General features: G+C 62.9%; 13 protein-coding genes. 9 read left to right on the plus strand and 4 right to left on the minus strand.

Annotated elements, in window-relative coordinates; all coding sequences use genetic code 11:
- Positions 1–11 precede the first annotated feature (11 nt).
- The 6 genes from QZ497_RS12910 to QZ497_RS12935 all read left to right on the plus strand — a co-directional run bounded on the left by QZ497_RS12910 (position 12) and on the right by QZ497_RS12935 (position 4,584).
- Positions 12–602: a TerD family protein gene (locus QZ497_RS12910; protein WP_295475364.1), complete on the plus strand. Its 591-nt coding sequence runs from the start codon at positions 12–14 to the stop codon at positions 600–602.
- A complete protein-coding gene (locus QZ497_RS12915; RefSeq protein ID WP_295475367.1) occupies positions 599–1,783 on the plus strand; it encodes a TerD family protein in 1,185 nt (394 codons plus the stop codon). Before QZ497_RS12910 ends, QZ497_RS12915 begins: the two co-directional genes overlap by 4 nt.
- Positions 1,784–1,849: 66 nt before the next feature.
- Positions 1,850–2,299, plus strand: coding sequence for a tellurite resistance TerB family protein (locus QZ497_RS12920; protein WP_295475370.1), 450 nt, complete (start codon positions 1,850–1,852; stop codon positions 2,297–2,299).
- 26 nt (positions 2,300–2,325) lie between these two features.
- A complete protein-coding gene (locus QZ497_RS12925) occupies positions 2,326–3,363 on the plus strand; it encodes a TerC/Alx family metal homeostasis membrane protein (protein ID WP_295475373.1) in 1,038 nt (345 codons plus the stop codon).
- 27 nt (positions 3,364–3,390) lie between these two features.
- Entirely contained in the window at positions 3,391–3,966 is a 576-nt protein-coding gene (locus QZ497_RS12930) for a TerD family protein (protein ID WP_295475377.1), read from the plus strand.
- A gap of 39 nt (positions 3,967–4,005) precedes the next feature.
- Positions 4,006–4,584 carry a TerD family protein gene (locus QZ497_RS12935; protein WP_295475380.1) on the plus strand — a complete coding sequence of 193 codons (579 nt, stop codon included), beginning with the start codon at positions 4,006–4,008 and terminating at the stop codon, positions 4,582–4,584.
- A 66-nt stretch (positions 4,585–4,650) separates the two neighbouring features.
- On the opposite strand, the gene QZ497_RS12940 is transcribed toward QZ497_RS12935, so the two are convergent.
- From QZ497_RS12940 to nadC, 3 genes are read right to left on the minus strand one after another with little or no spacing between them, the layout of a single operon-like run.
- Positions 4,651–5,895 (minus strand): VWA domain-containing protein, encoded by a 1,245-nt coding sequence (locus QZ497_RS12940; protein ID WP_295475383.1) that lies wholly within the window; start codon positions 5,893–5,895, stop codon positions 4,651–4,653.
- Positions 5,896–5,937: 42 nt separating this feature from the next.
- The gene (locus tag QZ497_RS12945; RefSeq protein WP_295475386.1) at positions 5,938–7,029 is read right to left on the minus strand and encodes a TIGR00266 family protein; all 1,092 of its coding nucleotides are present in this window, start codon (positions 7,027–7,029) and stop codon (positions 5,938–5,940) included.
- Between the two features lie 32 nt (positions 7,030–7,061).
- Complete coding sequence (gene nadC, locus QZ497_RS12950; protein ID WP_295475389.1) at positions 7,062–7,910, minus strand: carboxylating nicotinate-nucleotide diphosphorylase; 849 nt, start codon at positions 7,908–7,910, stop codon at positions 7,062–7,064.
- A gap of 307 nt (positions 7,911–8,217) precedes the next feature.
- On the opposite strand from nadC, the gene QZ497_RS12955 reads away from it, so the two are divergent.
- The 3 genes from QZ497_RS12955 (at position 8,218) to ampE (ending at position 11,942) form a co-directional block, all read left to right on the plus strand.
- Positions 8,218–10,452, plus strand: a complete 2,235-nt coding sequence (locus QZ497_RS12955; protein WP_295475392.1) for a DUF1631 domain-containing protein — start codon at positions 8,218–8,220, stop codon at positions 10,450–10,452.
- A gap of 90 nt (positions 10,453–10,542) precedes the next feature.
- Entirely contained in the window at positions 10,543–11,109 is a 567-nt protein-coding gene (gene ampD, locus QZ497_RS12960) for a 1,6-anhydro-N-acetylmuramyl-L-alanine amidase AmpD (RefSeq protein WP_295475394.1), read from the plus strand.
- Positions 11,106–11,942 carry a regulatory signaling modulator protein AmpE gene (gene ampE, locus QZ497_RS12965; protein WP_295475397.1) on the plus strand — a complete coding sequence of 279 codons (837 nt, stop codon included), beginning with the start codon at positions 11,106–11,108 and terminating at the stop codon, positions 11,940–11,942. Before ampD ends, ampE begins: the two co-directional genes overlap by 4 nt.
- A gap of 111 nt (positions 11,943–12,053) precedes the next feature.
- Here the strand turns inward: ampE and QZ497_RS12970 are convergent.
- Positions 12,054–13,411 (minus strand): IS3 family transposase gene (locus QZ497_RS12970; RefSeq protein ID WP_295475400.1). Its coding sequence is split into 2 segments (ribosomal slippage): positions 12,054–12,935 and positions 12,938–13,411, totalling 1,356 coding nucleotides; the frame shifts between segments, so codons are not numbered across the junction.
- Positions 13,412–13,460 lie beyond the last annotated feature (49 nt).

Raw genomic sequence — 13,460 nt, forward strand, 5'->3', positions numbered from 1 at the left:
GAAGCGAAAAAATGGCACTGACTTTGGCAAAGAACCAGACGATCTCTTTGGAGAAAACCGCTGGCAGCGGTCTGAAGAAGGTCAGCATGGGGCTGGGTTGGGATCCGGAGAAAGCCACCGGCTTCTTCGGCAAGCTGCTGGGCGGCGGCGGTGAGATCGACCTGGATGCCTCGTGCATCATGCTCGATGCGGAGAAAAAGCCGCTGGACCTGGTGTGGTTTCGCCAACTGCAGTCGCGTGACGGTGCCATTCAGCATTCCGGCGACAATCGTACCGGTGAGGGCGACGGCGACGACGAAACCATCCGTGTCGACCTTGAGCGCCTGCCGGGTACCGTCAAGTACCTGGTGTTCACCGTCAATTCCTTCACCGGGCAGACCTTCGAGAAGGTCGCCAACGCCTACTGCCGTATCGTCGACGACGCGACCCGCAACGAGCTGGGCCGCTTCGACCTGTCCGAGAAGGGTCACCATACCGGCGTGATCATGTCGTACCTTACCCGTACCGGCAGCGGCTGGGACTTCACCGCAGTCGGCCAGGTCACCAACGGCCGCACTGCCGATGATCTGGTTGACCTGGCGGTCGGAGCGATCCGCGCATGACCCTGCTCGTTCCTGGCGCCAATGCCGCGGTGGCCACCGGCCCGTTGACCGTCGAAGTCGACTACTCGCCGCTGGCCGGCGCCGATATCGATGTTTCCGCTTTCCTGCTGACCAGTGCCGGCAAGGTACGGGGTGACCAGGACATGTGCTTCTACGGCCAGACCAGCGTCAGTGGCGGAGCATTGCAACTGACCGACAGCGCCGCGGGCAAGGCGCGCTTCAGCCTCGACCCGTCGCGGCTCGACGCAGCCATCGAGAAGGTTGCACTGACCGCGACCATCTACGAAAACAAGGCGGCCTTCGACAAGGTGTCGCGGCTGGTGGTCACCATCAGCGGCGGCCTCGAGGCGCCGATTGCCACGGCCGGCATGCAGGAGACCGCGCTGATCCTCGGCGAGTTCTACCTGCGCCAGGGCGTCTGGAAATTCCGCTGCGTGGCCCAGGGCTTTGCCGGCGGCCTGGAGCCGCTGGCGAAGAACTTCGGCGTCGAGGTTGCCGCGCCCGAGGCGCCTGCGGTGGCGCCGCCGGCGCCTGCCCCGGTTGCCGAACCGGCCCCGCCGGCCAAGGCGACCGTCAGCCTGAGCAAGATCACCCTGGACAAGACTCGCTCGTCCATCAGCCTGGAAAAGACCAGTGCAGGGTTCGGCGAAATTCGCGTCAACCTGAACTGGAACCGCCGTAGTGAAAACAAGGGCGGTTTCTTTTCGATGCGCAAGAACACCGCCATCGACCTCGACGTCGGTTGCCTGTTCGAGCTGCAGGACGGTTACAAAGGCGCCGTGCAGGCCCTGGGCAATGCCTTTGGTTCCCTGCATGAGGAACCCTATATCAAGCTCATGGGCGACGACCGTACCGGTTCGGTCAGTGAAGGCGAGTGGCTGCATATCAACGGCAGCCACTGGAACAAGATGCGCCGCATCCTGATCTACGCCTTCATCTACGAGGGCGCACCCAACTGGAAGGAAACCGACGGGGTGATCACCATCCACGTGCCGGGCCAGCCGCCCATCGAAGTGCGCCTCAACGAAGAGGGTGGGCGCCAGGGCATGTGCGCCATCGCCCTGCTGGAGAACGACAACGGAGCGGTGAAGGTGACGCGGCGCGTGGATTTCCACAACGGCCACAGTCACATGGACAAGGCCTATGGTTGGGGCATGCGTTGGGCGGCCGGCTCGAAATGAACAGCCGTTGTCAGTGAACCTATAACGATAGATACGGGGCGGCGTGGCCGTCCCAAGGGGGAAGAAATGCTGGACTGGTTGAAATCCAATGCAACGGCCGCCCGTGACAAGCTGGCCGCTGAAGTTTCGAAGTTCAAGAACCGTGAGTTTCTCGACGCTGTGGTGTCCGGCTGTGCCCTGGTGGCGGCGGCGGATGGCGACATCAGCTCGGCCGAGAAACAGAAAATGGCCGGTTTCATCCAGAATTCCCAGGAACTGAAAGCCTTCGACATGAAAGATGTCATCAAGGCCTTCCAGGATGCCTGTGCCAAGTTCGAGTTCGACGTCGAAATCGGCCGCGCCGAGGCGCTCAAGACCATTGGCAAGATCAAGCACAAGGAAGATGCCGCGCGGCTGCTGGTGCGGGTCTGCTGCGCGATTGGCGGTGCCGATGGCAGCTTCGACGAAGGCGAGCGTCAGGTCTGCCGGCTCATCTGTCGCGAGTTGGGCCTGAGCCCGGCCGATTTCGACCTGTAACCTTTACCCTTCAGGAATTCTGTTAAATGGAAAGCAGCACTGCTATTGGCTTCCCGCCGCTCACGATGACCGTGTTCATCGCTCTGGCCGTCGGCGCGATGATCATCGACCTGGTCTCGCACCGCGGCAACAAGCCCATCACCCTGATGCAGGCGTCGTTGTGGTCGATCTTCTGGGTGGCCATTTCCGTAGCCTTCGGCGTGTTCCTCTACTTCCAGCACGGCTCGGAAGTGGCTTCGCTGTTCTTCACCGGCTATGCGCTGGAGAAGGTCCTCAGCGTCGACAACCTGTTCGTGTTCATGGCCCTGTTCGCCTGGTTCAAGATTCCCGATGGCCTGCGTCACCGCGTGCTGTACTGGGGCATCATGGGTGCCATCGTGTTCCGCGGCATCTTCGTGGCCATCGGTACCAGCCTGCTGGCCCTCGGGCCGTGGGTCGAAGTGATCTTCGCGCTGATCGTGGCCTGGACCGCCGTGATGATGCTGCGTGCCGGCGATGACGACGACGAAGAGGTCGACTACTCGCAGCACATGGCCTACCGCTTCGCCAAGAAGCTGTTCCCGGTCTGGCCGAAGCTGCATGGTCATAACTTCTTCGTGCGCCGTTCGGTGCTCGAGCAGGAGATCAAGAAACCGGAAAACGCCGGCATCACCCTGGCTGCCAAAGGCGCGCTGTTCGCCACGCCGCTGTTCCTCTGCGTGGTGGTCGCGGAAATCTCCGACGTGCTGTTCGCCTTCGACTCCGTGCCGGCCATCATCGCCGTCAGCCGTGAGCCGCTGATCGTCTACTCGGCGATGCTGTTCGCGATCCTCGGCCTGCGGACCCTGTACTTCGTGCTCGAAGCCCTCAAGCGTTACCTGGTGCATCTGGAAAAAGCGGTCATCGCCTTGCTGTTCTTCATTGCCTTCAAGCTGGGCCTGAACGCCACCGATCACCTGTTCCATCATGGTTTCAGCATCAGCCCCAACACCAGCCTGATCGTAGTAATGGTCGTGCTGGCCATCGGTATCGTCGCCAGCGTGATCTTCCCTGCCAAGGAAGAAGAACCGGCGAAAGACGCATAAACATCGGAATAAAGGAGACGACCCATCATGGCTTTGACTCTGCAAAAAGGCGGCAACCTTTCGCTGTCCAAGACCGACCCTAGCCTGACCAATGTATTGATCGGCCTGGGCTGGGATCCTCGTGCCACTGACGGCCAGGAGTTCGACCTGGATGCCAGTGCCTTCCTGCTCGGTGCCAGCGGCAAGGTTCGCAGCGAAGCGGACTTCATCTTCTACAACCAGCTCAAGAGCGCCGATGGCTCGGTCGAGCACACCGGCGACAACCGCACCGGTGCAGGTGACGGCGACGACGAAGTGATCAAGGTCGACCTGACCCGTGTACCGGCGGACGTCGACAAGATCGTCTTCGTGGTGACCATCCACGAAGCCGATGCGCGCAAGCAGAACTTCGGCCAGGTTGGCGGTTCGTTCATCCGCGTGGTCAACGAGAAGAGCGGCAGCGAGATCGTCCGCTACGATCTGGCCGAAGACGCGTCCACCGAAACCGCCATGCTGTTCGCCGAGCTGTACCGTAACAACGGCGAGTGGAAATTCCGTGCCGTGGGCCAGGGCTATGCAGGTGGCCTGCGTGCGGTTGCCAACTCCTATGGCCTGAACTTCTGATTCGGCCTTTCACTGATTTCTAAAAAGGAAAATACGCAAATGGCTGTAAGTCTGAGCAAAGGCGGTAACGTCTCGCTGTCCAAAGAAGCCCCTGGCCTGACCGAAGTGACCGTGGGCCTGGGCTGGGACCCACGCGTCACCGACGGCACCGAGTTCGACCTCGACGCTTCGGTGTTCATCGTCGGTGAAAACGGCAAGGTGCTGAGCGACGCCGGCTTCATTTTCTACAACAACAAGAAGTCTGCCGATGGTTCGGTGGAACACTTGGGCGACAACCGCTCCGGTGCGGGCGAAGGCGACGACGAGTCGGTGCAGGTCAAGCTGACCGGCCTGGCTGCCGAAGTGAAGAAGCTGGTGTTCGCCGTGACCATCCACGACGCCGATGCCCGCAAGCAGAGCTTCGGCCAGGTGTCCAACGCCTACATCCGCGTACTGAACAAGGCCGACGGCAAGGAAATCGCCCGTTACGACCTGTCCGAAGACGCTTCGACCGAAACCGCGATGATCTTTGGCGAGCTGTACCGTCACAACGACGAGTTCAAGTTCAAGGCCATCGGCCAAGGTTTTGCTGGCGGCCTGAAGCCACTGGCTGAAGCCCACGGTGTGTCGATCGGCTGATCCCGATCCGCTACAAAAAAACGCCATCCTCGGATGGCGTTTTTTTTGGTCGGATGAACGCGTTGCCTAAAGGATGCCGGCTGCCTTGGCGGCCTTGAGCCAGCTGGGGAACTCTTCCATCAGCAGGTCGTAGAGCTTCTCTTCGCTGATCTCGTCAAGGCGGTCCATGGCGAAGAAGTTGCAGTTGTCCACCACCCGGCCGTCCATGTCATCGAGCTTTTCCAGGATGCCGTAGCCCCGGCCGCCCAGCCCGACGAACTGCCAGAAGATCGGCAGCCGCGCCGCTTCGATCATCAGCTTGATGATCTCGCGGTTTTGCGAAACCCCGCCGTCGCTGATGAACAGGATGTACACCGGTGTGCGGTCACCCGACTCCTTGTAGAAGTCGATGACCCGGCGCATCACCTCGGGTTCGTTATTGACCCTGGCGCCGAGCTTCCAGTCGCGCCAGCCGCCCTGGTCGGTCTGGATGAAGTCGCGGAAGTTGCTCAGGGTGACCGGGCTCAGTTGCGTCGAGCGGGCGGCGAAGGCCCAGCAGTCCAGCGCGCCGTCATCGTCGAAGTGCACGGCCAGGGGCAGCAGGCGGTTGACCACTTCCTGCACATGGCCCCTGGAATACTGACCGTTCATCGAGCCAGAGGCATCCAGCACCAGGCCGACCCGCGCGCGGGTATCGGTGAGCCGGGCTTTCTCCAGGCTGATCTGTGCTTTCTTGGCCAGGCTGACCAGTTGCGGGGCGGCCTCGGCGATTTTCTTTTCCAGCGAGATACGCGGCGCAGCGGCCGGTTCGGGCTCTGGTGCGGGTGCATCGATGACCTCGCCGCCAAAGTGTTCCACCAACGCTTGCAGGCCGGCGTTGTAGCCTTGCAGGTTCGACGCCAGGCGCCACTCACCGTTACGCCGATAGAGTTCGGCGACCATGATGGCTTTCTCGGCGGCGAAGCTGGCACCAGAGAATTCGCCGCGTGCGGCCTCGCCACCACTGCCACGGACGCTGAAATGGCTGGCGCGGATGTCGCGCAGGGTGCCGTGGCCGTCGATGGAGGCGGTGAACACCAGGCGTTCGAGGGTGGCTGGTAGCCCGTTCAGGCGGATGTGGAACGCATTGCCCTGCAATTGCAGGCTGCCACAGGGGCTGGACGGCTGGTTGAAGAAAATCATGTAGCGGTCGTCGGAGAGCTTGCCATTGGCATCGAGGCCAAAGCACACGTGATCGATGACATGGGGCGAGTCAATGGCGATGGCCAGGGTCAGTTCCTGGCCATCGATCAGGCTGGAGAGCGGGACGCGTTGTCCCTGGGTCAGCAACATGGTGGGGCCTCCGCGATTCGGTTGCCGCTTTGACCACAGCGATCAGCGTTCGCTCCTGGCGACCCCCGCATTGGGCAGCGCTGCCAGCATCCGCCCGGCCAGGCGCGAGAAGGGCAGGCTTTGCAACCATACGGTGCCTGGCCCGGTAAGGCGCGCAAAGAACACGCCCTCGCCACCGAACAGCATGGATTTGATGCCGCCCACCGTGCGGATGTCGTAGTCGACCGTCTGGGTCATGGCCGCCAGGCAGCCGGTGTCGACGTCCAGCGACTCGCCTGCGCCCAGTTCGATACGGCGCACCGTGCCGCCGGTATGCACGAATACCCAGCCGTCACCTTCGAGCTTCTGCAGCACGAAGCCCTCGCCGCCGAACAGGCCGGTGAGGATTTTCTTCTGGAACTGGATGCCGATGGACACGCCCTTGGCGCCGGCCAGGAAGCTGTCTTTCTGGCAGATCAGCCGACCGCCGAAGTCGCTCAGGTTCAACGGCAGGATGGTGCCAGGGTAGGGCGCGGCGAACGCCACCCGGCCTTTGCCCGTGCCCTGCTGGGAGAACACCGTGGTGAACAGGCTTTCACCGGTCAGCAGGCGCTTGCCGGCGCCGAGCAGCGAACCCAGCAGGCCCGACGACTGGCTGCTGCCGTCGCCGAACAGGGTTTCCATCTGCACGTCGCAGGTCTTGTACATCATCGCCCCGGCCTCGGCCACAGCGCTTTCACCGCGATCGAGTTCGATCTCGACGAACTGTGTCTCGCTGCCGAACAGCTTGAAGTCCACGCCATCGGTGGCAGTCGATGAGCCATAGCCACGCGAGGTGTCCGCCGCAGAGGGCGGTTCCGGTGCCGGAGCGAAGGCGGGACGGTGCCGGCTCGTCGGTGCCGGAGCAGTGCTCGCTGGTTGGGCCGGCAGGGCGCCGGGGCGCGGCTGGATCATGTCCGGCGTTGGGTCGGGGAAGGGGGTCACGCCATCTTTCTTCAGTGCGCGCACCTGCGGCACCTGGTAGATCGGCTGCCATTCGGCCATGCCGGGTGTCCAGCACCAGGCCCCCGGTGCTTCACGGGCGATGAGCCGCGCCGCGGCGGCGTCCATCGGTCCCAGTTGCTTGCCTGCGTTGACGACGTACCACTGTTCCACGGTCGCGGCTCCTTTCAGGTTGAAAGCGGGGGTCAAAGGCTCAGGCGCATGGACAGATCGACGGCCTTGACGTCCTTGGTCATCGAGCCGATGGAAATGTAGTCCACGCCGGTCTCGGCGATCACGCGCAGGGTCTGCTCGCTGATACCGCCACTGGCTTCCAGCTTGGCGCGTCCACCGGTCAGGCGTACGGCCTCACGCATGTCGTCCAGGCTCAGTTCGTCGAGCATGACGATGTCGGCGCCCGCGTCCAGGGCCTCGCGCAGTTCGTCGAGGCTTTCGACTTCCACTTCCACCGGCTTGCCGGGCGCGATCTTGTGAGCGGCGGCCACGGCCTGGGCGATACCGCCGCAGGCGGCGATGTGGTTTTCCTTGATGAGGAAGGCGTCGTACAGGCCGATGCGATGGTTGTGGCAGCCGCCGCAGGTCACCGCGTACTTCTGCGCCAGGCGCAGACCGGGCAGGGTCTTGCGGGTATCGAGCAGCTTGACCTGGGTGCCTTCGACCAGGTCGGCGAAGAAGCGGGCGCGGGTCGCAACGCCCGACAGCAGCTGCAGGAAGTTCAGCGCGCTGCGCTCGCCGGTCAGCAGCGAGCGGGCGGGACCTTCGAGGTGGAACAGCGCCTGGTCGGGAACCACACGGTCACCATCGGCAACCTGCCAATGCACCGCGACCCGCGGGTCGAGCTGGCGGAACACGGTATCGACCCAGGCGGTACCGGCGATCACGGCGGCGTCCCGGGAAATGATCGTGGCCTTGGCCAGGCGCTCTCCGGGGATCAGCTGGGCAGTGATGTCCGCACTGCCGACGTCTTCGAGCAGTGCACGGCGCACATTGGCTTCGATTTCGGCGGTCAGGTCGGCAAGTCGTACGTTCGGCATAGCGGGCTCCACTTACAAAGTGGGCCGATTATAAGGTACGCCACCGCCGCAACCCACCCATGGCCAGAGCGGCCTGGCATTTTATTCAAGAACGACATTCTGTCGGTTTTAGAGCGCCGTATGCGACAGAACGGGATTCTTGTGGTCTATCTCCGCGGGCAGGGATTCCCCTATGGAATTGGTAATGGTTTTTGCAAGATAATGCCGACTTGTAATTGACGTCACACATTTGACGTATGGGTTGCGAGCGCAGAACGCGCCATGAGGCAGTACATGGTGTTCATGGTTGAATCCTTCTGGAGGGGTGATGCAGAGCGACGATAAGGTAGTGCCATTGAGCAAGGCGGTCCCTGCACAGGCGACCCAGACGCCCTTGGCCCGCTTGCCCGTCGTATTGTTGCAGGTGCGCGACAAGGCCGCGCAGCAGCTGAAGGACGCCCTCCAGGTGCTGTTCGACAATGCCGACGATACGCTTTTCGAGATGGCCGACCGGGCGCACAACAACACCGAGCAGAATCTCTTCTTCGAAGCGATGCGTGACCTGCGCCTCAAGCGCAAGAGCATCGAGCGCGCGTTCATCGACAAGTTCTACGAGGCGTTCCTGGTGCTGGGCCAGTACCAGGTCGCCGAGCCGGTGCTGCCGGGACCGGTGTCCTTCGACAAGCTGGAGCTGGTGCACAACGACGACCTGGAGCGCACTGTCGCGGTCGATGCGATGGTCGCCAAGGTCATGAGCCGCGACGGCCTGACCCTGGGGCAGCTCACCGCGCGCCTCAACGAGCTGGTGCCCCAGGCCATGACCGACCAGAGCAACCCGCTGGGGCCGATGCTGCTGTGCGACTTCTTCCTGCAGTCGGCGCGCAGCCTGGGGGTCGAGATCCGCGTCAAGCTGATCATTCTCAAGCTGTTCGACAAATACGTCCTGGCCTGCGCCGACCAGCTGTATGGCGAAGCCAACCAGTTGCTCATCGCCACTGGCATCCTGCCGGACATGAAGGCCCTGCCCAGTCGACGCGTCACCGACCGTGCCCAGCCGAGCCGCCAGGCACCCCGGATCGATGACCCGGCGCTGGCCCAGGTCGCCGAAAAGCTCGACCAGAGCGTGCAGGAAGTCTTCGAGTCCATGCAGGCGCTGCTGACCCACCTGCGCGGGCGCGTGGCGCCGCGCCACGAGCCGAACGCCGAAGTGCGGCCGATTTCCAGCCAGGACCTGCTGCGCCTGCTGTCGCACCTGCAGCAATACGTACCGTCGTCCGAAGAAGTCCAGGACTTCGACCTGCGCCAGCAGCTCGAGCAACTGCTGACCCGGGTCAGTGTGCGCAGCGGCAAGTCGCGCATCGTGCATGGCGGCGACGAGGACGTGATCAATCTGGTCGCCATGCTCTTCGAATTCATCCTCGACGACCGCAATCTGCCGGCCTCGCTGCGTGCCCTTATCGCGCGCCTGCAGATTCCGATGCTCAAGGTCGCGGTCATCGACAAAAGCTTCTTCAGCCGTGGCAGCCATCCGGCGCGCCGCCTGCTCAACGAAATCGCTTCGGCCGCCCTGGGCTGGGGCGGGCGCGACGACTACCAGCGGGACTCGCTGTACCTGCGGGTCGAGCAGATCGTCCAGCGCCTGCTCAACGATTTCGTCGACGACACGGAAATCTTCGCCGAGCTGCTGGCCGACTTCCTGGCCTTCACCAGCGACGAACGGCGCCGCAGCGAGCTGCTGGAGCAGCGCACCCGCGATGCCGAAGAGGGACGCGCCCGAGCCGAGCTGGCCCGCCAGCGCGTGCAGCAGGAACTCAACCATCGCCTGCTGGGCAAGACCCTGCCGGAAGTGGTGGTGCGCCTGCTGCAGGAAGCCTGGAGCAAGGTGCTGTTGCTGACCTGCCTCAAGCACGGCGAGGATTCGCTGGAGTGGCAGGCCGGCCTGGATGCAGTGGACGACCTGATCTGGAGCGTCGAGCCGCATGACGAGCCGCAGGCCTGCCAGCGCCTGCTGGAACTGGTGCCCGGCCTGCTCAAGGTCCTGCGTGAGGGGCTGGCCGCGTCGGCCTTCGACCCATTCGCCACCAGTGAATTCTTCAGTCAGCTGGAAGTGCTGCACGTGCAGGCTTTCCAGCGCCTGTCGCGGCAACAGGACGGTGTGGATGACACGCCGGTGGCGAGCGATGCGCCAGGGCCGTCGATGGTCGATGTGGTCGAGGAGATCGTGCTGATCGCGCCGGACGAACACCCTCTGCACGAGCCGGCCATGCAACTGCCCGACGACGACCCGGGCCTGCTCAAGGCTGACCAGCTGACCCCAGGGCGCTGGGTGGAGATTCAGGAGGACGAGGAGCACAAGCTGCGCTGCAAGCTGGCCGCCATCGTCGAGCCGGGCGGGCGCTATATCTTCGTCAACCGCACCGGCATGAAGGTCCTGGAAAAGACCCGCATGGGGCTGGCAGTCGAATTTCGTCGCGGCTCGATCCGCATTCTCGACGATACCCTGCTGTTCGACCGCGCCCTGGCCTCGGTCATGGGCAGCCTGCGCCGTGCGCGGGGCGCCTGAATACAACTCGAGGACGTTCTACGGCTGTCGTGAAGTTGCCCCTGGCAGGCATACTGAGCGCCGTACGACCACCTTCATCGAGGAGCGCTCATGCAATTGGACTCCGCCAGCGGCTGGTGTGCCGGGGTCAGCCATTGTCCGTCACCCAATTTCAATGCGCGGCCCGACGGCGAAATCTCACTGCTGGTGATTCACAACATCAGCCTGCCGCCGGCCTGCTTCAAGACCGGTCATGTCCAGGCGTTCTTCCAGAACTGTCTGGATATCGACGCGCATCCCTATTTCCAGGGCATCGCCGACCTTCGCGTGTCGGCGCACTTTCTCATCGAGCGTGACGGTGAGGTCACCCAGTTCGTCTCCTGCCTGGAGCGGGCCTGGCATGCCGGCGTGTCGCTGTTCGACGGGCGTGAGGGCTGCAACGACTTTTCCATCGGCATCGAGCTGGAGGGCACCGACGAGCAGCCGTTCACCGATGCCCAGTACACGGCGCTCGCCACCCTGACCCGGCAGCTGCGCCGGGCCTGGCCGGCGATCAGCGTCGAGCGTATCTGCGGACACAGTGACATCGCCCCCGGTCGTAAGACCGATCCGGGGCCATTTTTCGATTGGGCGCGTTTTCGGGCGTCGATTCAGGATTCGACCGGGGAGGGAGCATGAGTTTTCTGGTGTTGTTGCTGGCGGTAGTGGTCGAGAAGTTTTCCGCGTTGCGCCGCCGCGTGCAGCGTGACGAGGCCTGGCTCAAGGTCCTGGCGCGCTTGGAGCGCGCACCCCGCAGCGCGGGCCATCCCTGGCTGATCCTAGCCCTGGCGGTGCTGCTGCCGCTGCTGGCCGTGCACCTGGCGCTGGTGGTGATCGGTTCGGTGGCCTATGGCTGGATGCTCCTGCCCGTGCACCTGCTGGTGCTGGTCTACAGCCTGGGGCGCGGTGATCTGCCCGCCGCACTGGGACCGTTCCGGGATGCCTGTCGCCGCGGCGATGTGCAGGCGGCGGTACATGTTGCCGAGCGCGACATGGGTGTGCAGGCCGACGATGCCCGGCAGCTGCTCGATGCCGTGCAAGGGCACCTGCTCTGGCAGGCTTACCAGGGCTTCTTCGCGGTGATCTTCTGGTACGCTCTGCTCGGGCCGGTGGCGGCGCTGGCCTACCGCCTGCTGGCGCTCTGTGCCGAGAAGGCCGCTACTCCCGCAGTGGCCGAACGGGCCGCGCAACTGCGCCATGCCTTCGATTGGCTGCCGGTGCGCCTGCTGGCGGCCAGCTTCGCCCTGGTGGGCAACTTCGCGGCGGTGAGCCGCGAGATGCTCCAGGAACTGCTGAACTGGAACATCAGCGCCGCCCGGCTGATCGCTCGGGTCGGCTGCGTGGCCAGCGAGGTGCCGGAGCCGGCGCTGGGCATGACCGGGGTCAAAAGCCTGGATCTGATCTGGGAGTTGCTGGTTCGTGCGGCCATCGTGTGGTACGCCGCCTTTGCGCTGTGGACGCTGTTGTTCTAGGCGCACTACTGTTCGCTTAAGCGGCATGTGGCCCGGTGGGAGCGGCTTTAGCCGCAATACTGGCCAGTTAAGCGCTTTGCGGCTGAACTGCCCCCCAAAAGTTGGAGAGTTTTAGCTCGCAGCCTGAACCCTGTATTCCACAGGGCTCAGGCCATTGAGCTTCAGCTTGATACGGTCATGGTTGTAGTAACGGATGTACTCATCCAGACCGGCTCTCAGGTCATCAATATTCTCGAACCGCTCCAAGTAGAAAAACTCTGACTTGAGCGTGCCAAAAAAGCTCTCCATCGCCGCGTTGTCCAGGCAGTTGCCCTTGCGCGACATGCTCTGTTTCACCCCACACTGCTGCAAGGCGTGACGATAGTGGGCCTGTTGGTATTGCCAGCCCTGATCCGAGTGGATCAACAACCTGGGCTTGTCGCCCAAGCCGCTCAGCGCCTTCTCCAGCATCTTGCCCACCAGGCTGTAGCTGGGGCGAGTGGCCATTTCGTAAGCCACGATCTCGCCGTTGTACAGGTCCATCACTGGCGACAGGTAGAGCTTTTGCTGAGCCACCTTGAACTCGGTCACGTCGGTGACCCACTTCTGATTCGGTCGTTGCGCCTGGAAGTTACGTTGCAGCGTGTTCGCGGCAATCTTGCCTTCCGTGCCCCGATAAGACCGGTATTTCTTGGTTCGTACCCGCGAACGTAACCCTTGTGCAGCCATCAACCGCTCCACGACTTTCTTGTTCACTGTCACACCCTGCTTCCTGATCGCCAACGTTATACGGCGGTAGCCGTAACGTCCTTTGTGCTGGTGATAGACCTCATTCACCAAGGCCTTGAGTTCGGCATCGCGATCCGGCTTTTTCTGGCAACCGAGTTGGTAGTAGTAAGTGCTGGGCGCCAGGCCCAGCCACTGCAGCAGAGCGGCGAGCGGAAAGCGGATCTTAAGCCGCATCACGATCAGGGCTTGTTGACGCGCCTTCGTTTCTCCTCCTCTCGCAAGGCTTTCAACTCCTTTAGGATCGCGTTCTCCATGCGCATGTACTCAAGTTCACGCAGCAACTGCTCGCGCGATTTCTGGCTGTCATCGGAGGTCGTGGGCTTGAGGGGCTTGATTCGCTTGGACACGGCTGTAGGCCTTCTGGATGGGACTGCACTCGGGGTAGAAAGACCCTCACTGTAGTACCGTCGCTCCCAGATGCCTATCTGGGAAGACTGCCCGAGGTTGAAATGTGCAGCGGTTTGGCGCAGGGAAAGCTGGTGCTCGCGCCGGTACTCCACGACCTGGCGCTTGAAGGCGGCGCTGTAGCGTCGGCCACACGAGCGAGGTCCCAGGCTGGAACGGGCTTGATAATGGGCCACCCAACGTCGAAGCAGACTGACATCGATATCAAAGCGTCGAGCGACCGTGCGTAAACCGTCTGTGCCTTGCAGGTAGGCTTTGACGGCGGTGAGCCTGAATGGCTCTGTGTACTTACTCATAACACCCCCCAAGGGTTGGATTAATCTCCAACTTCTTGGGGGCAGTTCA

Origin of the sequence: uncultured Pseudomonas sp. (assembly GCF_913777995.1) — a bacterium.
In the GTDB taxonomy this organism is placed as follows: Bacteria; Pseudomonadota; Gammaproteobacteria; order Pseudomonadales; family Pseudomonadaceae; genus Aquipseudomonas.